General features: G+C 60.0%; 15 protein-coding genes. 6 read left to right on the forward strand and 9 right to left on the reverse strand.

Annotation, left to right across the window (positions count from 1 at the left end; translation table 11 throughout):
• Positions 1 to 708 precede the first annotated feature (708 nt).
• The gene (locus tag GLL_RS20355) at positions 709 to 1,164 is read left to right on the forward strand and encodes a helix-turn-helix domain-containing protein (protein ID WP_011143940.1); all 456 of its coding nucleotides are present in this window, start codon (positions 709 to 711) and stop codon (positions 1,162 to 1,164) included.
• Between the two features lie 11 nt (positions 1,165 to 1,175).
• On the opposite strand, the gene GLL_RS20360 is transcribed toward GLL_RS20355, so the two are convergent.
• A complete protein-coding gene (locus tag GLL_RS20360; RefSeq protein WP_164929420.1) occupies positions 1,176 to 1,520 on the reverse strand; it encodes an ArsR/SmtB family transcription factor in 345 nt (114 codons plus the stop codon).
• A gap of 473 nt (positions 1,521 to 1,993) precedes the next feature.
• On the opposite strand from GLL_RS20360, the gene GLL_RS20365 reads away from it, so the two are divergent.
• A complete protein-coding gene (locus GLL_RS20365; protein ID WP_011143942.1) occupies positions 1,994 to 3,697 on the forward strand; it encodes an iron uptake porin in 1,704 nt (567 codons plus the stop codon).
• A gap of 15 nt (positions 3,698 to 3,712) precedes the next feature.
• Here the strand turns inward: GLL_RS20365 and GLL_RS20370 are convergent, their stop codons facing one another.
• The 3 genes from GLL_RS20370 to GLL_RS20380 form a co-directional block, all read right to left on the reverse strand.
• Complete coding sequence (locus GLL_RS20370; protein WP_011143943.1) at positions 3,713 to 4,192, reverse strand: pentapeptide repeat-containing protein; 480 nt, start codon at positions 4,190 to 4,192, stop codon at positions 3,713 to 3,715.
• A 161-nt stretch (positions 4,193 to 4,353) separates the two neighbouring features.
• Positions 4,354 to 5,628, reverse strand: coding sequence for a CmpA/NrtA family ABC transporter substrate-binding protein (locus GLL_RS20375; RefSeq protein WP_164929421.1), 1,275 nt, complete (start codon positions 5,626 to 5,628; stop codon positions 4,354 to 4,356).
• A gap of 404 nt (positions 5,629 to 6,032) precedes the next feature.
• Positions 6,033 to 6,599, reverse strand: coding sequence for a hypothetical protein (locus tag GLL_RS20380; RefSeq protein ID WP_011143946.1), 567 nt, complete (start codon positions 6,597 to 6,599; stop codon positions 6,033 to 6,035).
• 148 nt (positions 6,600 to 6,747) lie between these two features.
• Here GLL_RS20380 and GLL_RS20385 point away from each other — a divergent pair, with 148 nt between their 5' ends.
• A complete protein-coding gene (locus GLL_RS20385; RefSeq protein ID WP_011143947.1) occupies positions 6,748 to 8,073 on the forward strand; it encodes an MFS transporter in 1,326 nt (441 codons plus the stop codon).
• On the opposite strand, the gene GLL_RS20390 is transcribed toward GLL_RS20385, so the two are convergent.
• Both GLL_RS20390 and GLL_RS20395 read right to left on the reverse strand, forming a co-directional pair.
• Entirely contained in the window at positions 8,049 to 8,558 is a 510-nt protein-coding gene (locus tag GLL_RS20390) for a sterol desaturase family protein (protein WP_164929422.1), read from the reverse strand. The two genes, GLL_RS20385 and GLL_RS20390, sit on opposite strands and share 25 nt — an antisense overlap.
• A 155-nt stretch (positions 8,559 to 8,713) precedes the next feature.
• Complete coding sequence (locus GLL_RS20395) at positions 8,714 to 9,091, reverse strand: hypothetical protein (RefSeq protein WP_164929423.1); 378 nt, start codon at positions 9,089 to 9,091, stop codon at positions 8,714 to 8,716.
• 109 nt (positions 9,092 to 9,200) lie between these two features.
• Between GLL_RS20395 and GLL_RS20400 the strand changes: the two genes are divergently transcribed.
• The 3 genes from GLL_RS20400 to GLL_RS20410 are packed head-to-tail and all read left to right on the forward strand — an operon-like array spanning position 9,201 to position 12,497.
• Positions 9,201 to 9,728 (forward strand): GUN4 domain-containing protein, encoded by a 528-nt coding sequence (locus GLL_RS20400; protein WP_164929424.1) that lies wholly within the window; start codon positions 9,201 to 9,203, stop codon positions 9,726 to 9,728.
• A 22-nt stretch (positions 9,729 to 9,750) separates the two neighbouring features.
• On the forward strand, positions 9,751 to 11,856 hold the full coding sequence (locus GLL_RS20405; RefSeq protein ID WP_197530052.1) for a protein-disulfide reductase DsbD family protein: 2,106 nt from the start codon (positions 9,751 to 9,753) through the stop codon (positions 11,854 to 11,856).
• Between the two features lie 29 nt (positions 11,857 to 11,885).
• Entirely contained in the window at positions 11,886 to 12,497 is a 612-nt protein-coding gene (locus tag GLL_RS20410) for a thioredoxin family protein (protein WP_011143952.1), read from the forward strand.
• Between the two features lie 144 nt (positions 12,498 to 12,641).
• Here GLL_RS20410 and GLL_RS20415 read toward each other — a convergent pair whose 3' ends face one another.
• The 3 genes from GLL_RS20415 to GLL_RS20425 form a co-directional block, all read right to left on the reverse strand.
• Positions 12,642 to 13,805, reverse strand: a complete 1,164-nt coding sequence (locus GLL_RS20415) for a hypothetical protein (protein ID WP_011143953.1) — start codon at positions 13,803 to 13,805, stop codon at positions 12,642 to 12,644.
• Positions 13,802 to 14,362 (reverse strand): hypothetical protein, encoded by a 561-nt coding sequence (locus GLL_RS20420; RefSeq protein WP_197530053.1) that lies wholly within the window; start codon positions 14,360 to 14,362, stop codon positions 13,802 to 13,804. The genes GLL_RS20415 and GLL_RS20420 overlap by 4 nt, the downstream gene beginning before the upstream one ends.
• A gap of 202 nt (positions 14,363 to 14,564) precedes the next feature.
• Positions 14,565 to 19,265: an LAGLIDADG family homing endonuclease gene (locus GLL_RS20425; RefSeq protein WP_011143954.1), complete on the reverse strand. Its 4,701-nt coding sequence runs from the start codon at positions 19,263 to 19,265 to the stop codon at positions 14,565 to 14,567.
• Between the last annotated feature and the right edge of the window lie 143 nt (positions 19,266 to 19,408).

The raw sequence follows: 19,408 nt of genomic DNA on the forward strand, positions 1-19,408 counted from the left end.
GCACTCAATATTTCAATAGGAAGAGTAGCGCCAGGCCAGATCAATCACTGTCTGGACTAGCTTTCGGAAGGGACGACGTCACAACGAAACTTTGATGACGTTGAATGCATATCTGGCGTTACAAGACGGTTACATGATTTGCAGCAAAGCATAGGTTTCAAGATAATCACAATTATTCTCCTGCATCGAGTGAAATTTCTCTGCTTCTGCGGCCAAGGATTCTTCGTTGTGCCACGAAGGCCCTGTGCTTCAAATGATCGACTCGGCGTTCCTCTAGGGACTACACGTAGGCGGCGAAAAGGGAAAACAGAGTCGGTACGCCAGTGCACACAGCTACCAGAACAAAAAACAGAAACAGTCCCGCCAGCCTAACCCTGGTCCATTGCTAAACACTCTTCGTGCTGTCAACTGAACGAACGAGGGAGGGCTCGGGCTGAGCATAACGCTCAAAAGATAGCATGTTCTTCCACCAAATTAGTGAAGTGGCGAATATAGGGCGGAAGTTACGAATTGCTGAAATCGCGCTTTCCTGTTCTGAAATGCTTGATTAGACTATCCAATCGATTCGAGACCACGTTGATGTGTTGCAAGGCACATTCGCTTGAAATGCTCTCGGGGCAATACTTTTACTGATTTAGTTATTAATTTTTCCTTTTTGTTATGCAACACCCCTGTACAATGTCTCCGGTCACGCTGGTGTGGGGGCCGATGCCAAGGCTGTCCGGTTTTGAAATTGCTGAGAGTGTACAGGAGCTTTCTCGCTTGTTGCGCGAGTGTGTTTCGACAAGGGGCAAAGAGCGCCTGCAGGTGCTGTATCTGTACAAAGCGGGTTTGATGGGCTGCGAGCGCGACCTTGCCGCCTTTGTCGGCCGCAATCCTTCGACGGTCTATCGCTGGCTGCAGTGCTACAGGCGGGGAGGGCTTCGTCGGCTGTTGTCCCCCAAGAGCGGCGGCGGTCGGACTGCCGGCATCCGCGGCACTGTCCTGGACAAACTGGTCGCCTACCTGGAGGCGGCCCAGGGCTTTAACAGCTACAAACAGGTACAGGCCTGGCTCAGAAACGAGTGCGGCCTGGAGGTGTCCTACAAGGTCGTCCATGCCACGCTGCGCTACCGCCTGGGGTTGAGGCCGTCGTCAGGACCACCAGGCACAGGCAATGCGTGAATACCCCGGATTTAGCGGACTGCGGAGCGCAACCGCGAAGCGCGCTCCGCAGCCTGCGCCTCCAGGCGCTCGGCCAGGGTGTCGCAGACTTGTTCGCACAGAGCAAAAATCAAGGGATCGATGATCGTGTAGATGGCGCTTGTCCCCTGCGCCCGGCGGCTGACCATACCGGCGTCCAACAGAATCTGCAGGTGCTTGGAGACATTGGCCTGGGTGCCGGCCGTCGCCTCGACCACCTGGCCGACACTCATCGGTCCGCCGCGCAGCGCCGCCAGAATTTTTAGCCGCGTGGGCTCAGCAAGCACCCGAAAATAACCCGCCACCTCCGCGATTGCCCCATCGCTCGACGGTTTCATCCAACCCCCAGTCACAATCGGGTGTACCAGCAGCTCGATTGTAGCACTGTAATACTTTAAAACTGAGTAACGATGCTTTGTGGCTGCGCGCTCAATAATTGCATGTGCCGGATATCTTTGGGCGCAAGCACAGCTCAGAGTGCCAATCGATACTGCATCACTGTGAATCGAGGATTGGCACCCCAAGCCCTAAGCTGGAAAATTGTCTGAACGTCACCAATCAGCCCCGCACCGCGCCACAAACTTATCTATGGTTTCGCCGGGGAACTTTCAATAGATTATTGTCGCTAAAATTTTAGGAATAGCATTTAAATAGTTGCAGATTGATTGCTTCTTTGAAAGGTTTTTGTGTGTCATTGCAATTTATTTGTATGTGTAATTTTGATTTTACTTGTAGCCTGAATTCCTTCTTAATCTCCGTATAACCAGATGTAGGATAAACCCTTGAATCGGTAGGTTGTGAGGAGTAATCCATGGTTCGATGGAAGCTGTTTGCCATCGGTGCATTCGGTGCTGCGTCGATGGTGTTCTCCAGTGATGCCGCCTCTGCCCAGACCGGCGATCTCGAGCAGATCGACCGCTACACCCGCGAGATTTTTGGCCCGGGTCTGGCCCAGGTCAATTCGGTTTCGGAGTTGAGCGATGTCGATCCCAATTCCTGGGCATTCCAGGCGCTCAAGAGCGTCGTCGAGCGTTACGGCTGTCTGGAGGGCTATCCCGACAGGACCTATCTGGGCAATCGGCCGCTGTCGCGCTACGAATTTGCCGCCGGCCTCAACGCCTGTCTTGAAAAAGTCAACGAATTGCTCGCCGCATCGAGCGGCAACAAGGTGACCAAAGAAGACCTGACGAATCTGCAGCGGCTGCAGGAGGAATTTCGCAACGAACTGGCGGCTTTGCGCGGCCGGGTCGATGCTCTGGAGGCCAAGACCCGCGACATCGAGAGCAAACTGTTTTCAGCCAACGCCAAACTGGACGGTTCGGTGGTCATGGCGGTCACCGGCGGCGGTGGGGGCGGCAGCAACACGGTCCTGACGCCGAGTGCCGCCACGGGGCCCTTCGGCGATTCGGCCTTTTCCCAGTTTCTCGGACCGCTAAGGGCGATCCCGGCCGCCTCGGCCAACGTCAGCTTCGTCGCCCGCACCACCCTCAATCTGCGTGCCTCGATCACCGGCAAAGACGAACTGCTGATTCGCCTGCGCGGCGTCACCGGCCAGGATCTCGGAGCCGTTTTCCCCAACCAGGCGAGCAACTTCGGTACGCTCTTCTACGCCCTCGGTCCGGGCAATGTCGCCTACGACGCCTCCACACCCAACGGCCGCGTCGACGGTGCAGCGCCGGTCTCCATCGACAAGGTCCGCTATCTCTACAACTTCTCAGAAGGGTTTCGCGCCTTTATCGGCCCGCGCGTCGACATTTACGAATTTATCGACACCAACTCCTTCTCCAACGAAGAGACCGACTTTTCGAGCGGCTTCACCATCAACAACCCGATGGTGACCTTCTATTTCACCGGCCCGGGCGGCGGCTTCGATTGGGACATCACCGGCAACCTCGCCTGGCGCGCCATCTACTTCGCCACCACCGGCGGTTCGGCGATCGCCGGCCCCTTCGGCAGCACGGGCCTGTTCGGCGGCACCAACGTGATTGCCACCGAATTCGAGTTCAACCCGAGCAAGACTGCGTTTATCAAGCTGCAGTACGTGCGCCTCACCGAGCTGGGAACACTCTTTGCCACCGGCCTGGGGGAGTTGGCCAACGGCTCCAACAGCGACATTCTGGGGGTGAGCGCCGAGTGGGCGATTGTGCCGCAGGTCGTGCTGTTCGGCCGCTTCGGACAGCTCTGGTCCAATTTGAACGGCAGGCCCGCCGAGAGCACCTTCAACACCGTCACCGGCACCACCTACCAGGTGGGTCTCGGTTTTCCGAACCTGCTGGCGGCGGGGAACGCGGCGGGGGCCATCTTTGGTCAGCCCATCCGCTTTACCGGCGGCCAGTACAACGGCCTCGACTTTGCCACCGCCGGGATCGAGAACGTCATCGAGGTCTACTACCGCCTGCAGTTGAGCGACCGCTTCAGCATCACCCCCGACCTCCAGTTCGTCATCCAGCCCGCCAACACCCGCGACAGCAACGGCCTCACCATCGGCACGCTGCGCGCCACCTTCCAGTTCTAATCCGCCCCTGCGGCTCTAGCAGCCGAGTGTCCGGCGCGTCTGGCGCTTGGTGAGGCCGTTGGTCCCGGTGGCCCGGCCGCACTGGTAGGTTTTTTGCTGGTTGTTGATGATCGTCCCGGTGAAGTCGGCGCCGTCGACGGAGACGTCCTTGAGCCTGGCAGCAGTCATATACGCACCGGCCAGCACCGCCTGGTCGAGCTTCGCCCCCTGCAAGTCGGCGTTCGACAACTCGGCGTCATCCAGGCGCGCTTTGTTGAAATTGGCGCCCCGCAGGCTCGCCGCAAACAGGCTGGCTCCGCGCAGGTCGCTGCTGCTGAAGTCGACTCCCCGCAGGTTGGCTTTGTAGAACTGGGCCTGCTTGAGGTTCTGTTCGGCAACGGAGCGTCCCTCCAGGTACGCCCCGTTGTAGTTGTTCTGGATGTCCGCCTGGGCAGACACTAGGCCCGGCAGAACGAGCCCCGCCGCCAGTCCCGCCAAAACGCCGCTTCGCCACATCGATTGTCCTTCCAAACTGCACCGTCCATCCTATCGCCGGGGCCGGCAGACGAGCGGGCGGCGGCCCATATTTTCCAGCCGAAGGATCAGGTGCCAGGGAGCGCGTGCTGACACCTCATCCAAGCATGACGAGACCAATGGTGCCGGTAGGCGATCCGTCCTCAAGCGCGCGCAGCGATCTCGAAGCTGTCAAGATACGCAACCGGGTTGGACGGGTCGAACCGCCGCCTGTCGATGAAGGTGTTTTCGGATTTATAGTCCTGGGCAGGAGCCTTGATCCCCAGCTCCGCCGCCGCCTGCCGGTAAATATCTACCCTGTAGACCCGGTCAAGCAATTTATCCACCCCGGCCGGGATCGCCGGGATCTGCCCCCAGCGCGCCATCTGGGTCAAAATCCACAGGCCGTGGGACTTCCAGGGGAAGGTGGCTTGATCGTTTCCGACCAGGTAGTCCGCATCCCGTTTGAAGAACACGACAAAATCCGGTACATCCTTCAGGCTGGCGGTCGCCTTGCCTTCGCCGTCGAAGCCGCCGAAGTCCAGACGACCGCTCAGGGCGGGTTCGAGCAAAAAAGGCTGCGCTGCCAGGTAGGTGCGTAGCGACAGGGTGCGCAGCACCTCCTGGCGATGGGCCGGCTCGTCGCAGTAGCGGCAGGCTTCAAGGAGCGCTTTGACTAACGCGAGGTGGGTGTTGGGGTGCGTCCTTGCCCAGGGCTCCATGACGGCGAGCACCTTCTCCGGGTGACCGCCCCACACGTCGCGATCGGCAATGACCGTAAACCCGGCGCCCTCGGCGTGGGCGCGGGTGTTCCACGGTTCGGTGACGCAGAAAAAATCGATATTGCCCGCTTCGAGATTGGCAATCAACTGGGCCGGGGTCAGGGTGATCAGGCGCACATCGCGGTAGGGGTGGATATCGTGGTGGGCCAACCAGTAGCAGAGGTTGTAGTTGTACATCGAGGAGGCGGAGACCATCGCTCCGGTGAGGGTGCGGCCCACCTTGCCGGTGGCGATGATTTTTTTGAGATCCGCGCCGCTGCGCACCCCGGCCTGCCAGAGGCGCTTGGAAAAGGTGATGGCGTTGCCGTTGAGGTCGAGGGACATAGCGGTTATCAGCGGAGCAGGCGCCTTGCCTTCGGCGCCCAACTGCACCGCCAGCGGCGTGCCCGCCAGGGCGTGGGAGGCATCCAGGCGTCCTGTGATCAGTCCCTCGCGCACGCTCGCCCAGCTCTCCTCTTTGGAGAGCTCGACATCGAGACCGTGGCGCTCAAAAAAGCCCCGCTCGCGGGCGATGACCAGTGGTGCGCAGTCGATGAGTGCGATAAAACCGACTTTGAGCTTTGGTTTTTCTAGTGCGCCCTTCGCTAAGGCTTTCGGTAGCCAGAGGGTCGGTCCAATTGTGGCTGCCGCCCCGGCGATCAATGTTCGTCTATGCATAGTTCCAGTCATCACTTAGCGGGTGCTTCTTTGGGCGGATGGTTCGGCAGCCCAGCGGTGGGCCTCGGCGTAGCCGAGTCGAAAGTCATAAAAGATCGCGAAGGCCAGGCGTTGGATCGGTGGCAGGGGTCTGTGAAGGCGGCTGTTCCAGCCTAAGCTGTAAAGCCTGTAGTTCAGCGAAAGCAGGGGATTCACTTTCATCTAAGATACCTCGCCGATATTGCAATGTTTTAGCTCTATTCAGTCCTAGCTTTATTCATCGGCGAATATGCACCGGCAAACCAGATCTTCGACAATTAGCAGTTGACAAAATAGTTCATGCATGCAAATTCATCCCATCCGATCCAGGATAGATCCTGAAATCGAATGGGATGAACGATTCGATTTAGCTAAAAAACAGACGTTTAGGGAAGCGGTGCCTCGGGAAGGGCATTCTTCGAGGACATTGCCGCCAGACCGGCTTCACCGTCGCCGTCGAAGGGAGTGACAAAGCCGGTGCTGCCGTCGGTGAAGCACTCATCGTCATCTTCAGGATTGGCAAACCAGAAGACGACGTGGTTCAGCTCCTTGCGGGAAACGGCTCCGGAGGCGTCCGGCACCAGGGAGAAAGCCTCCTCGATGATCGTCGAGGTGCTCACCGAACCCGCACCTGACTTGTCGGTGGTAAAGTCGGCGATGTACTGGGCCTGGCCAAAGGGCGGTTCGGCCAACTCCGTCAAAAACAAAGCGAAGGGGGTGTTTGCCTTCAAGCCTGCAACTTTGATCTTGAGCGAATCGACACCGCGCTTTTCTTCGCTTGCAATGAAGGTGACGGTGGCGGAGGCATCAGGAAAGCAGGTTGTAAACGGATCGAAAGTTTCCAGTGTGAAGCGCTTCACTTGCGGGTATTCTGAGGCACTTACCGAGGCCGTGTAAAGGCTCAGGAGCACACCGACAGCGGTCAGCGAAGCTGCCAGCAACTGTTTTTTCATGAATGGTACCTTGTAATCACGGATTCACAGTAATTACTCCGCCCATCCCCAGGCGGATCGCCCGCGGGTCTAAAGAAACGAGTTACTATCCTCCGAGTGTCGCCCAAGCGACTGCAATCGGTGGGGTAGCCAGCGCATTCTGATCGACATGAGCGCCCCTGTGCAAATTCCCGCCCCGGCCCAATCGCGCGATTGGCCCTACCTCGTCGGTGTGGGCGGCTACGCGATCCTCGACACCGTCCTGCAGACGTGGCTGATATTTTTGTTTACCGCCCAGACGGCCCCGGGCGGGCCGCTGGTCGCTCCGGCCGTCTTTGGGCTGGCGCTTTTGGCGGCGCGCATCTGCGAGGCGGTGGCCAACCCCCTGGCCGGATTCGGGGCCGACCGCAGCGGCAGGCCGTGGCTGTTTTTGCTGGTGGGGACTTTGGTCTTCGGCGGGGCGGGATTGGCGCTATTCTGGGCGCCGGGTCCGGGCCTCGGGCCGCTCAACGCCGCGCTGCTCTTTGCGCTGTTGCCCCTCGCCCTGGTGGCACAGTCGAGCTACATCGTGCCGTACCTCGGACTGTTGCCGCAGTTGGCCCGCGACGACGAGCGCCGCGTGCGCGTGAGTAACGGCCAGGCGCTGGTGCTGCTGGCCGGTGTGTTCGTGGGTCAGGTGCTCTCCGGCCCGGCGCTGGGGTGGTTGGACAACCGGCTTGCGCTGATGGCGACGCTGTTTATCGCCCTGGCCATGGCCCTGATGCTGGTGCCGCTGCTGTCGGTCCGCTCGCTGCAGATGGAGCGCTCCCGTTTGGTGCTCGCCCAGATGGGGCAGGTGCTGGTGCGCAACCCCGGCTTTCGGATCTTGGTGGTGGCCCAGGCGCTCTTCTGGCTCGGGTTCAACACGGTGCGCCTGGCAGCCATCTTTTTTGTAACGGTGCTGCTGGGACAGGAAGCGGCCCGGCTGTCGCTGTTTTTGGGGGCGATTTTTCTGGTGACGGTGCCGTCGCTTTTGGCGTTGCGCTTTGTGGTGCCGCGGCTGGGTAAGCGCAGGAGCATGATCCTCGCCACCGGCAGCTTCGCGGTGCTCCTGCCGCTGCTTGCCACGGTCGGCCGCTCGGTCGGGCCTTTGAGCGCCGAGCAGTGGGCCTTGTCGCTCTTCGCCTCGCTCGGTTTTCCGCTGGCCATCCTCTCGGTGGTGCAAAACCCGATGGTGGCCGAGCAGGTCGAGCAGGACGCAAAATCCAGCGGGGAAGCCAAAGGAGCCTTGTTTTTCGGCCTGCAGGGATTGGCCATCAAGCTCAGCTACGGCCTGGCGGCGGCGCTGCTCGGTTTTTTGCAGTCGCAGTTCGGCTACAGCCCGGGCCAACCGCTGGGCATCCAGCTGGTGGGACCGATCGCCGGGGTGCTCGCCCTGGGGGCCGCCATCGCCTACGGGTTCTATCCGAAGGACTTTGAGCAATCGGCTACTCAGCCGGCGGAGACCAGAAAGTAGCGGTAGCGTGCCCGCCAGCGCCGCAGTTGCTTGAGCATGCAGCGCGCCGGGGTGTCGAAGACTGTGAAGATGTCGCCGTAGCCGATGGTGCTGTTGTGGTGGTGACGCCAGTGCTGCTCGGGCGTAGTAATCAAAAGCCACCGGCACAGCCAGGCGATCGGGCCGGGCGTGCGCCAGCCCAGGGCCGTCGTGTGCCGCCACCAGACGTGGAACTGGCCGAAGATCATCCCCAACAGGACGCCCTGCCAGGAGTAGGACCACAGCAGCACAGAAAGGGCGATGTAGGGCAAGGCCCCCAGGAGGCCGTCGGCGACCACGCTCGGTCGGCCGGAAAGCACGGCGTAGTGGCGGAAGTTTTTGCGGGGGGCGTGGTGCACGCTGACGTGCAATTTACCGAAGACGTGCTCAGGAACGTGGTAGCAAAAGGTGGAAACAAAATCGCCGACAAACAGCAGTAGCCAGGCCACCGCGATCGCTTGGAGCATTCGTCCTCCTCGCACACTGTAGACAGCGTATAGGCAACAGGTAAGGAGCAGTTGAAGGCCCGGTTAAGAGCAGATTGAGAAATATTGCAACCAAGTATATCAGCTTTGCCTCCCTTAGAGACTAAGCCCCCAGAAAGAGATCCGCTTGTCTTTTGCTAAGCCGAGTGCGACTGCGGATGGCTCTTTTGTGGGTTGAACAGCCGCAGCACCTCGGAGGTGAAACCGGCGAGGGCGGGCATCAGCTGCGGTCGCAAAAGCCGTGGGTCGAAGACACCCATGCGGGCATTTTGCTGGGTGACGCACGCCGCGATAAAGGACTCGGGGGTCAAATCGATGGCGAGCGACGAGACGCCGTGGGCGGTGAAGCCGGGCGAATTGGACTGTCCGCCGGCAAGGCCGCCTACCAACCGGGTGAGGGAGTAGCCGTAGTACCAGAGTGCCCGCGCCGAGCGCAGCGGTTCGGCTCCTTCGCCCTTGTGGATCTGGTGGTAGGCGGCCCAATTGACAAAGTAAAAGAACCATTCTGCTGACAACGCTGTCAACTGGTTACCCGCTGATCTTTGTTTGCCCGATACGGCGGCCCTGGGCAGTAGGTGTCCGTGCGGGCGATACTGGCGGGTGGATGCGTTGCGGATAGGATCGATGCCTTTGTCATTCAAGGTTTTCACCGCCTTGTGCCTGTCGGCCGTCCTGGCCGCACCTGCCGGGGCCGAGCTGACCTCGCGCAATCCTTACACCCGCCTCGTCGAGGTACTGCGCACCGGCAACTGGCGGGAGGCCGAGCAGGAGACGCGGCTGTTGCTGCTGCGCTCGGTGGGCCGCGAGGAGGTGGGCTGGCTGGATGTGCCCGCGATCCAGAAGCTTTCCTGTGACGACGTGCGGGCCGTTGACCGCGTGTGGGCGGCAGCGAGCGCCGAGCGCCTCGGCTTCAGCGCCCAGAAGCGCCTCTGGCAAGAAATTTCCGGCGAGGCCGGTCCGCCCGCCGCAGCTACCTTCAACGCCAACTACGACCGCTTCGTGGAGCGGGTGGGTTGGCGTTTCGGGGGCGAATGGGTCCAGGACGCCAATTTGACTTTTACGACCGCCGCCCCGGCGGGTCACCTCTCGGCCATCGGCCGTGACGGATGCTTTATAACGTTCCTCACGATGCTGTCGCGCTGCGGTTTGTAATATGCGCTGGTTGACTTTTGTGATGTTTTGGTTTGCGGTCGGGTTTGCGGTCCTCACCGTGCCGGTAGCCGCTATCCCGGTGCGCTCCGCCCATACCGAGGCTGAACTCATCTCGGAGGTGCGCTCGGTCCAGCCGGGCCGGCCTTTTTGGGTGGCGCTGCGCCTGAAGATGGATCCCGAGTGGCACACCTACTGGCTCAATCCGGGGGACTCGGGCACGGCGACCACGCTGCAATGGCAACAGCCCGCCGGGATACAGGCCGGTCCCCTCCGCTGGCCCTATCCCCAGCGCATCGCCGCCCCGCCTCTCGCAAGTTACGGATACGAGGGGACGGTCTATCTGCTGAGCGAAATCCAGGCGCCCGCGGATCTCAAGCCCGGAGCAAAACTGGCGCTGCGCGCCAAAGCCGAGTGGCTGGAGTGCAAAGTAGAGTGCCTACCGGGGGCGGGCACCGTCGCCCTCGAATTGCCGGTTCAGGCGGAGGCTACTGCACCGTCGGTCCACGCCGATGCGATCGCTGCCGCCCGCGGCCGTCTGCCGGTGACCATTGCCGATTGGAAGCTGCGCGCGGCGGTGCAGGAGGGGCAGCTCATCCTGCGCGCCACCCGGCCCGAGTGGTTCGCAGGTGAAATCGGTCCGGTGACCTTTTTCCCGGAGCAAGACCTGCTGATTGAACCGGCGGCCCCCCAGGTGCTCGAAGTGCGTCCCGACGGCTTTTTGCTCAAGCTCAAGCGCTCCGCCGTCTCGACGGCGACCCCTGAGCGCATTGCGGGCGTGCTGGTGGCTCCTGCCGGTTGGCGCGGCGCTGGGTCGGAGCAGGCTCTGAGCGTCCGGGTCGCCCTTGAACCGGTCGCCGCCGTGCTGAGCGCCGGGGCGCCGGATCTGGCCGGGCTGCTGGTGGCGGTGGGTTTCGCTTTTTTGGGCGGGATGATCTTGAACCTGATGCCCTGCGTGCTGCCGGTGCTCTCGATCAAGGTGCTGGGTTTCGTGCAGGAGGCGCGCACAGGCCACGCCTGGCGCTACGGCCTTGCCTTTACCGCCGGGGTGCTCGCCTCCTTCTGGCTTTTGGCCGGCGGATTGCTGCTGTTGCGCGCCGGAGGCGAACAACTGGGGTGGGGCTTCCAGCTGCAGTCGCCGCCTTTTCTGGTGATCCTCTGCGCGGTGCTCTTTTTGTTCGGATTGAATCTTTTTGGCATCTTCGAGGTGGGTACTTCGCTGACCCGCCTGGGGGGAGCCGGTCCGGCCGGCGGCCTGGGCGGTTCGTTTTTTAGCGGGGTGCTCGCCACTACCGTCGCCACCCCCTGCACCGCCCCGTTTATGGGCTCGGCCCTCGGTTATGCCCTCACCCAACCTGTCTGGGCAGCATTGCTGGTCTTCACCGCCCTGGGCCTCGGCATGGCGAGCCCCTATTTGCTGCTTTCGCTCTCGCCTGCGCTCCTGCGCTTCGTGCCCAAGCCGGGTGCCTGGATGGAGACCTTCAAGCAGGCGATGGGCTTTTTGCTGATGGGCACCGTCGTCTGGCTGGGCTGGGTACTGGGCCTGCAGGCCGGGGTGAGTGCTCTGGCGGCGCTGCTGGCCGCCCTGGTGGTGCTCGGAGCCGCCGCCTGGGCGCTCGGCAAATGGGGCCACATGGCGGCTCCTGCCCCCACCCGCCTGACCGCCCGGGTGCTCGCCGCCCTCGGGATCGTCGGGGCGCTGGGCGTTGCTCTGGTCGGAGTCGAGCAGCAGTCCGCCGCTTCCTCCGGACCGACCCAGGCGACGGCAACTCCCTCCGAGGGCATCCGTTGGGAAGCATTCTCCCCACAGCGGGTAGCCGCCCTGCGCGCTGCCGGCACGCCGGTATTCATCGATTTCACCGCCGCCTGGTGCCTGAGTTGCCAGGTCAACGAGCGCGTCGCCTTCAGCTCGCCCCAGGTGCGCGAAGCCTTTGCCAGGGGCGGCTTTGTGATGCTCAAAGCCGACTGGACCAAGCGCGATGCCGCGATTGCCCAGGCGCTGGCACAATTTGGCCGCAGCGGCGTCCCTCTCTATGTGCTCTATGGCCCAACCGCCGGTGCCCCGCCCCGGATTTTGCCCGAAGTGCTCACTCCGGATATCATCGTGAAGGCACTTCAAGAATTGTCATAAATCCCGAACTTCTTACCAGGAGACTGCGAATGAAGAGGAAAGCGTTTGTGATGGCCGCCTTGAGCCTGGCACTGGTCGCTGCGAACGTCTCGACGGTGCAGGCCGACGCCCTGGTCGGTCAGCCGGCCCCCAGCTTCACCGCCGCCGACACCAACGGCAAGAGCCATGCGCTCACCGATTTCAAGGGCAAATACGTGGTCCTGGAGTGGACCAACTACGACTGCCCCTTCGTCGTCAAGCAGTACAGCACCCAGGCGATGCAGGAGATGCAGAAGATGGCCGCAGGCAAAGGCGTGGTCTGGCTGTCGGTAAATTCTTCCGCCGCCGGCAAGCAGGGCAACTATCCTGCTGAGAAGTGGAACACCCTAGTCAAAGAAAAAGGTGCCGCCCCCAAGGCGATCCTGCTGGACGGTGACGGCAAGATTGGCCAGCTGTACGGGGCCAAGACCACCCCGCACATGTATATCATCAACCCAGAAGGCAAGCTCATCTACAACGGCGCCATCGACGACAAGCCGACCACCGACGCCGCCACCAAGCCCCAGACCAACTACGTGGCCGCCGCCCTCACCGAAGCGATGGCCGGCAAGCCCGTCACCGTCGCCACCACCCGCCCCTACGGCTGCTCCGTCAAGTACTAACTATTCCTACTTTTCCATGGCAAACACCCCCGGACCTAACGATCCGGGGGTGTTTGCATCTTTGGCGCGGGTGCCTAACTTTTTTCTGAGTGATGGATGTTAGGAAAGCCTCGGACAACACAATGAGATTGACGGCGTTAACAATTAATCATTTAGCTGAATATCTCTGTACAAATAACGCTCTTCCAATCTCGATATATCTTTCAATACATCGACAATTACTTGTCTATTGACCATGGGGCCAACGACGTCATCAATGACATCCCTAATCTCATAAACTTTAACTGAACTACCCCCCTCTAAGCTTACCTCCATCCAATCCTCGTCCAGTTGTAGACCTCTCAGTACTCCGCGAAGCGAAACAGATTCATATTGAGCAGATGAATGAGGTTCTTTGGCAAGTTTTTCCTTTTTTATTGCTCTATTTATAGCCTCTCGGGAGCTTTGCACTAGAACCACAGGTATACTGTCTAAACTGTCTGACGATTTAATCTCAAGTTGTTGAAATGAATTGTTTGATGGCGCGGGAGCAAGATTTCTTGTCAATCTCAAAAAAGCGTCTCTATACTTGGGAGCATCAATATACTGCTCATCAGGGATGATCACAGTTAGTTGTTCTTGGTCGCCTTGAGAGCCTGCTTCTACAATGTTAAGAAACTTCTGAGTGATCTCTTCTACTTCAGGCAAGCCATTAGGAAACAACGATAGTTGTTTGGGTTTCTGAACACGAACAGCGAATTGGTAGCTTCCCGCAGGTGCCTGGAACAGCCAAGGTTTACACTGTTCTTGTACTTCTATGCTAGGGGCGCCTCTTCTGCGAAAATCCCTGCCCATGAGCATTTCTATGGTTCTGTAAAACAGCTTTCCTACTTCTTCGACTTTGTTCAGAATCAAATCAAGCGGAGCCCCTCCGTATACAACCTCGCCTCCGCTTACAGATACAAGCACTTCACCTCTAATGAACTCAACTCCTGACTTAACACGGCTCTCCTCGGACCAAATTGTTTGCAGTAAATTTTCTAGCTTTTCAGCTGCGAAAGGCGGCATGTTTTGCGTTGACAAACATTTGTGTATGAATGATTTTGCTCTCGCAAAGTCATGACCTTTAAACAAAAGCGATGCTGCGCTTACTGCAGTAATTCCTAAGGTTCGTGTTTTGGTTGGCTCTAGTGAAGCATAAGCATTCATCTCAGCTATTGCTGCATCAATATAAAGTTGCTGTGCCTGCTCAAATTCGTGTGATGTTATCGCCACCTGCGCTGAAGTGGCTAGCTCCTCGCTTCTTCTGTGGTAGGTTAACCAACTCATGACGAATCTTCAACTTTCTGAATGGCAATAAGCTGAGCTTTAAAACCAACAACAGCAGCTAGTGCTGGTAAGTTGCTGTTACCGTCCTTTGTCTGCTGAATCTTTTGGCTAAGGCGCCTGCCAACTTCGGGCTTATCAGAATTGGTACCTGATACTTCGAGCCGGAAACAATTCTCTAAATCATCAATATCTCCACCGGGAGATATATAGTAATCAGCTCCCGTTTTCGTTTCTGCGCGGCTAATTGCAAACAAGCCGTAAACAAGTTCAACTGCTGCAAGCGCAAAAGGGTATGCTCCGTCTCGCGTTGCGTCATCTTTGTTGGCCCAAGCTGCCCTGCATCTGTCGTCTGTGGGTTGCCATTGGACTGTTGCAACCATAACCATTTCCAACTTGCCGTTTCCCAGTGTAAATTCTTTCGGAGGGATATGATGCAAATCTAAACACACCCGGGCGGCATCCAGGTAATGCTCGGCAGTGGACGGCATTAAACCGTAATGCCGAGCAGCCATATCCTGAATTGGCAAAAGAGGTATACCTGTGTTCTGCATTTCCATGAATGGATTGGGTAGCGCTGTGGTCTGCTGCCTAAAGCACAGCAGCTGCAGGCCGCATGTTAGAAAGTGTGATTAGTATACCCGATCAACACAATATGTACCCTGGATTCTTCCCATTGCTTACCAAGTCTCAACGACCACAATGAAAGACCTCACCTGTGATCGGCAGGTGAGGTTTTGTGAATAACTGCGGGCGAGGTGCTCAGCTTTTCACGAAGCACATCGAGTAGGAGTCTGAGCGCACCACTAGCAACCGGCGGCCGTTCTCGCGGATCCACACTTGGTAGTGGAGTACCCCGCCGCCGCAGCCGCCCTTGAACTGGCTGCTGGTCCAGTCGTCGACCGGAGCCTCCTCACTCAGATACATTGGGCCTTCGTCGTAGTGGATGCCGATGAGTGAGGCCGCCTGGGAGACCTCTTCGTCCAGCATCGCAGGGCGCGCTGCGCCCGTGGCGAAGGGTCGGGCAGGGACATAGCCGTTACCGTTGCCGTCGGCCGTCGGTGCCACGGGCTGCGCAGCTGCGGCCGGCTCGTTTTGGTCGATGGCGCCGATTTTGACCGGTTCCGATTCGAGGGTGCCCTCGCGGTAGACGGTGATCCCCTTGAGGCCGTTGCGCTGGGCGAAGCGGTACATCTCCTTGATTTCTTCGACGGTGGTCTCGCGACTGCAGTTGATCGTCTTGCTGATGCTGCTGTCCACCCAGTTTTGCCAGCGGCTCTGGGCGAGCACGTGCCACTGCCAGGAGATCTCACGCGAGATTTTAAAGGCGGCGGCTTCTTCAGGGTGCGCCGCCGCGAAGGCGGTGCCCTGCAGCGAGCCGGTCTGCAGCACGATCTGGCGATCTGCCTCCCCCAGACCCAGCGCCTCGACGTAGGGACTGGGGATCTGCACCCAGTTTTGCTGGGAACTAGAGGCGTCCACGTAGACCTGCTTCCAGATCGTGAGCCCGAAGTCGGGTTCGAAGGCCCACGAACAGGAGGCCAGTTGCGCGATCGAACCGGTGGGGGCAATCGAGAGCACCGTCGAGTTGCGCCGAGGTGTCTGGGTCAGCGCTTCGGCGCGCTCTGCCGCCTCGTCGCCACTGAGAACGCGGCCGGTGGAGTCCCTCCAGCGCTCGAAGGGGTTGCCGGGGCGCACATCTTTGATCTCCTCCCAGATACCGCAGGCGCCTTTTTCGGCGGCAAGCGCCTCGGAGGTGCGGTAGGCGCGCTCAGCGATGAAGCGGCCGACTTTGTCGATCTCTCGAAGGTGCGCCTCGGAGTCATAAGGAATGCGGCGGGCCTTCAGCCAGTCGGCCCAACCCATGATCCCGAGTCCCAACTGCCGAAAGACGTTGCGGACGTTGTGCTTCTGGGCCGGGGTGGCAAATTCGGCCACATCGAGCACGTTGTCCAAAAAGCGCGTCGAGATTTCGACCGTGCGGGCCAGGTCTTCCCAATCGAGTTCGACGCCCCGCTCGGTGCGGTGCATGAACTTGGAAATCACGATCGATCCCAGGTTGCACGCCGAGTTCGGGGGTAACCAGATTTCTCCGCAGTTGTGTACCACCAGACCGTTGGCGTCGAAGCGGGCCGGCCCCGGGACGGTGCAGTCATACACTTCCTCGATCCCGTCGGGTGTGAGCGATTCGACGGTGGCGCTGAACCGTTCGCGGTTGGGCGTGCGGCTGTAGGTATCCACCAGTTTGGCCAGGCGAGCGGCTTTGGCCGGGTGCTCGAAGCCAACCAGTTGCGCAAAGACTTGAAGGTTGTCCTTCGCGATCACCAGTTCGTACTGGCTCTTGCACGGGTAGGGTGCGCTTTGGCGGCGGCTGTCGGGCAGCATCCGCACCTGGGCTTCGCGGCGCTTGTAAATGTCCGAGGCGATTCCGAGTCTCAGCAGCATCCGCTGTACCGCTTCGAGCGTCGGCAGGTCGCTCTGGCTGAGGCGCACGCTGACGCCTTTTTGCTGATCGCCTTGCACGCTGCCGTCGGCGTCGAACAGCCCCCGCAGGAAGCCGCGATAAAATTCAAAGCTTCCCTGCTCGACCCGGGACGTCACCCGCTTGCAGCCGGGAACGATCTTGAAGGTGGCAGCCAGCCGGGCCAAACCCGAAGATTGGACACTTGCCACGCCCTGGGCGTTGATGGTGCCTGCGAGCTTGCGGCCGACGTTGGCGCGGCTCGTCGCCAGGGTCACGGCGCGACCGGGCATTTCGGGGGCGGAAGCTTCCCAGAAACTGAGCTTCGCGCAGAGCGTGCCGTTGTTGTCGCGCACAAAGCAGCCGTCGCCCACCAGCGTCCCCAGAAGCCAGCCAGTTTCGGCGTCGCCGGGGCCGTCCCACGGTTGCAGACCGCGGTGGTCGTGGAGCATCACCCGGTCTCCAGGATTCAACTGTTCCGCCGGTACCCACTCGGTGTACTGCCGGTGGCGCGTCTGGGCGGTGAGCTTGAGCACCTGGTGATTGCCCGTAAGCCGCAACTGGTGGCCTTCTTTGGTGCGCAGGCGCAGCACCGGCTTGACACCGGTGGCAAAAAAACCGGCGCTCGTGGTGCTGAATAGCTCCCCGTTGACGTAGGTGCTGTGCTGGACACCGATCAGATCGCGCGCCTGGCGGGGACCGTCGCCGGTATGCACCCAGGTGTCGGCCGTCACGCAAGGGTTCGTAGTTGTAATGAAATTTTTTATTGGTGAGCGGCGCCTGGCATTGTCGCTGAGAAGCAAGCCAGGATCGGCGGTATCGTGAGCGTACTGCGCAATCTGATTCCACAGATCAACGACACCGGGATTGCCCTCGTCGAGTTTGTCGAAAAATTCGTCGTCGACCAGGACCGAGATGTTGGCGTTGTGCCAGCGGCGATCGCGGGTGCCCTTGGGCGAGAGGTGCGTCTCAGTCCAGGTGTCGGTCAATTCCTGCTTGAGCTGGTCTAGCCGGGCATTTTTTTCAACATCGGACAGACCTTTATCCACAGCTAAATCCGCTGTCCGTTCGATCAAGTCGCGGGCTACACGAGCGTCCATGACCGACTGGGTCTTCGCCTGGATGAACTCCCAGACGTCCGGGTGCTTCCAGTGCATGGAGAACATGAAAGCTCCCCTGCGGGAATTGGACGTGTAGATGCCGTTTCCGGAAAGTAGATGCATGCCTTCTACTTCGATGTCGTAAACTCGCTGGGTTCCGACAGACTCGATCGCCACGATTGGGTCCGGAAAGTAGTTGACGTGCTGACACAGCGATTCGGCAAGGGCCTGTTTGCCGGCCGTCCGGGTCTTCTCAATCACCTTGAGCAGGGCTGTGTAGAGCAGGTGCTTGCCGCCAACGGCCACGACGCGCTGGTAGGACGCCCCCCGCACCAAAGCGGGCGGATAGCCCCCGGTGCCATCCCGACCCAGGACCATCGGTGAGTGCACCACCTTGGCGCTCCGGCAGCACAGCGTCTGGAAGCGCCGCTTGAATTCGGTGCCGCAGACGTTGAGCCTGTAGATCGTCCGCCAGCCCTGCCGGGAGCGATCGGTGGTGTGCAGGTTGCTCACGATGCCCTCGGCAAGCAGGAGCAACTGCACCGCGCCGACGAACGCTTTGCTGGTGCAGTCGAATCCGTACCCACCTTTGCCGCCGCGCACGCAGCCATCGGCGTCGAAGTACCCGGACAAGAAAGCGCCGACCACCGAGCTGGGGCTGCGCAATATCGCTTCCGGCATTGCTAGATCGGCAGCTTTTTGCTTCAGTAGGCCGTTGGCTTTGAGCCAATCGAGCAGATTGGCTGAGTGCACGAGCAAGTTCCAGACAGCGCCGCTGCCGCTGTAGATCTTGGTGGTGAGGCCGAATTTTTCGCGGATGATGGCCGCCAATTGATCGCGAACGTTGGGGTAGGTGTGGGAAACTGCCAGACTCAAATAGTTATAGGTCGCACCCCGGCCCACGCAGCCGTCGCCGTAGGCATAACCGAGCAAGTAGGCGAGTTGCTCGTCTAGCTCCGGCGGTTGGGCGATCTCTATCGATGAGCGGTAGCCTGCCGGAATGCATTGAAGGCGCACTTTCTCAGTAACCGGGTTGCTGCCTAAAAGCAGCAGCAAGTTGTCGCCCACCTGCAAGTGGCTCAACTCGTCGAGCAACAAATCGCCGTTCTCGTCCAGACGGGCCATCTTATGATTGGCGGTCACCTCGACGCTGTAACCTTTGCGGGTGGTGACCCGGAAGACTTCCGCCTCGCCGTTGTCGAAGCGCTCGCTGATGTTGCGAAATCCCTGGTGGGTGCAGACGCGGGTCCCGACCCCGGCCACCACCTGCTCGACCGGCACGTAGCCTTGCTCGGTGTGTAGGAGCGTCCCCGCCGCAAAACACTTGTTCCCGGTGGTGATCTTCTTGGAAGTCTCCGAGACCATATCGAGCACTGCGCAGGGGCCGAGGGCCTTGCCGTCGGCGAAGGGAGTGCCTTTGGGCCGGATGTAGCCCTTTTGGCCATGCGCGCCGATGTTGATCCCGACACCGCCCCTGAACTTGGTGGTCAAGACGGCATCGGTGACGAGTTTGGCGATCTCCTGGATGTTGTCCTCGGCCGAGAGCACGAAGCAATTGAGCAAACCGTGGGTGCCGTGGTCGGAGTTGGCCAGGATCGAGCCGCCCGGCAACATCTTCATCGGCGCCAAGATCGAAAAGAACCTCTCCTGCCACTCGCGCTGGAGGGCAGGGGTTTTTTCGGCCCCGGCCACGAAGCGCGCCACGCGGCGGCAGACATCCTCCCAGGTACGCTCCTCGCCGATCAGATACTTCTGCAGAACCGCCCTCTGGGACTCCGACAGAGCCATACCCTGCTCAAGACTTCCCACCCCGTCCATACCCATGGTGCTCGCTCCTGCAAATAATCGGATGACCAACTCCGCATCTAGTGGGGCAAGATGCAGTTGGGCAATAACGAACACTTTATTTGGACTCCCCCGGGTCGTCAACTGCCGACTGTGGGAACCCGCCTGCAAACACCATGGGTAGATCCGCCCGCCGACGGCGTTCTTGTGGCTGCCGCCGCTTCATCGAATTTATTGATGGCCTGCCATCATTTTATTGC

The sequence above is a fragment of the Gloeobacter violaceus PCC 7421 genome (assembly GCF_000011385.1).
GTDB classification, from domain to species: Bacteria; Cyanobacteriota; Cyanobacteriia; order Gloeobacterales; family Gloeobacteraceae; genus Gloeobacter; species Gloeobacter violaceus.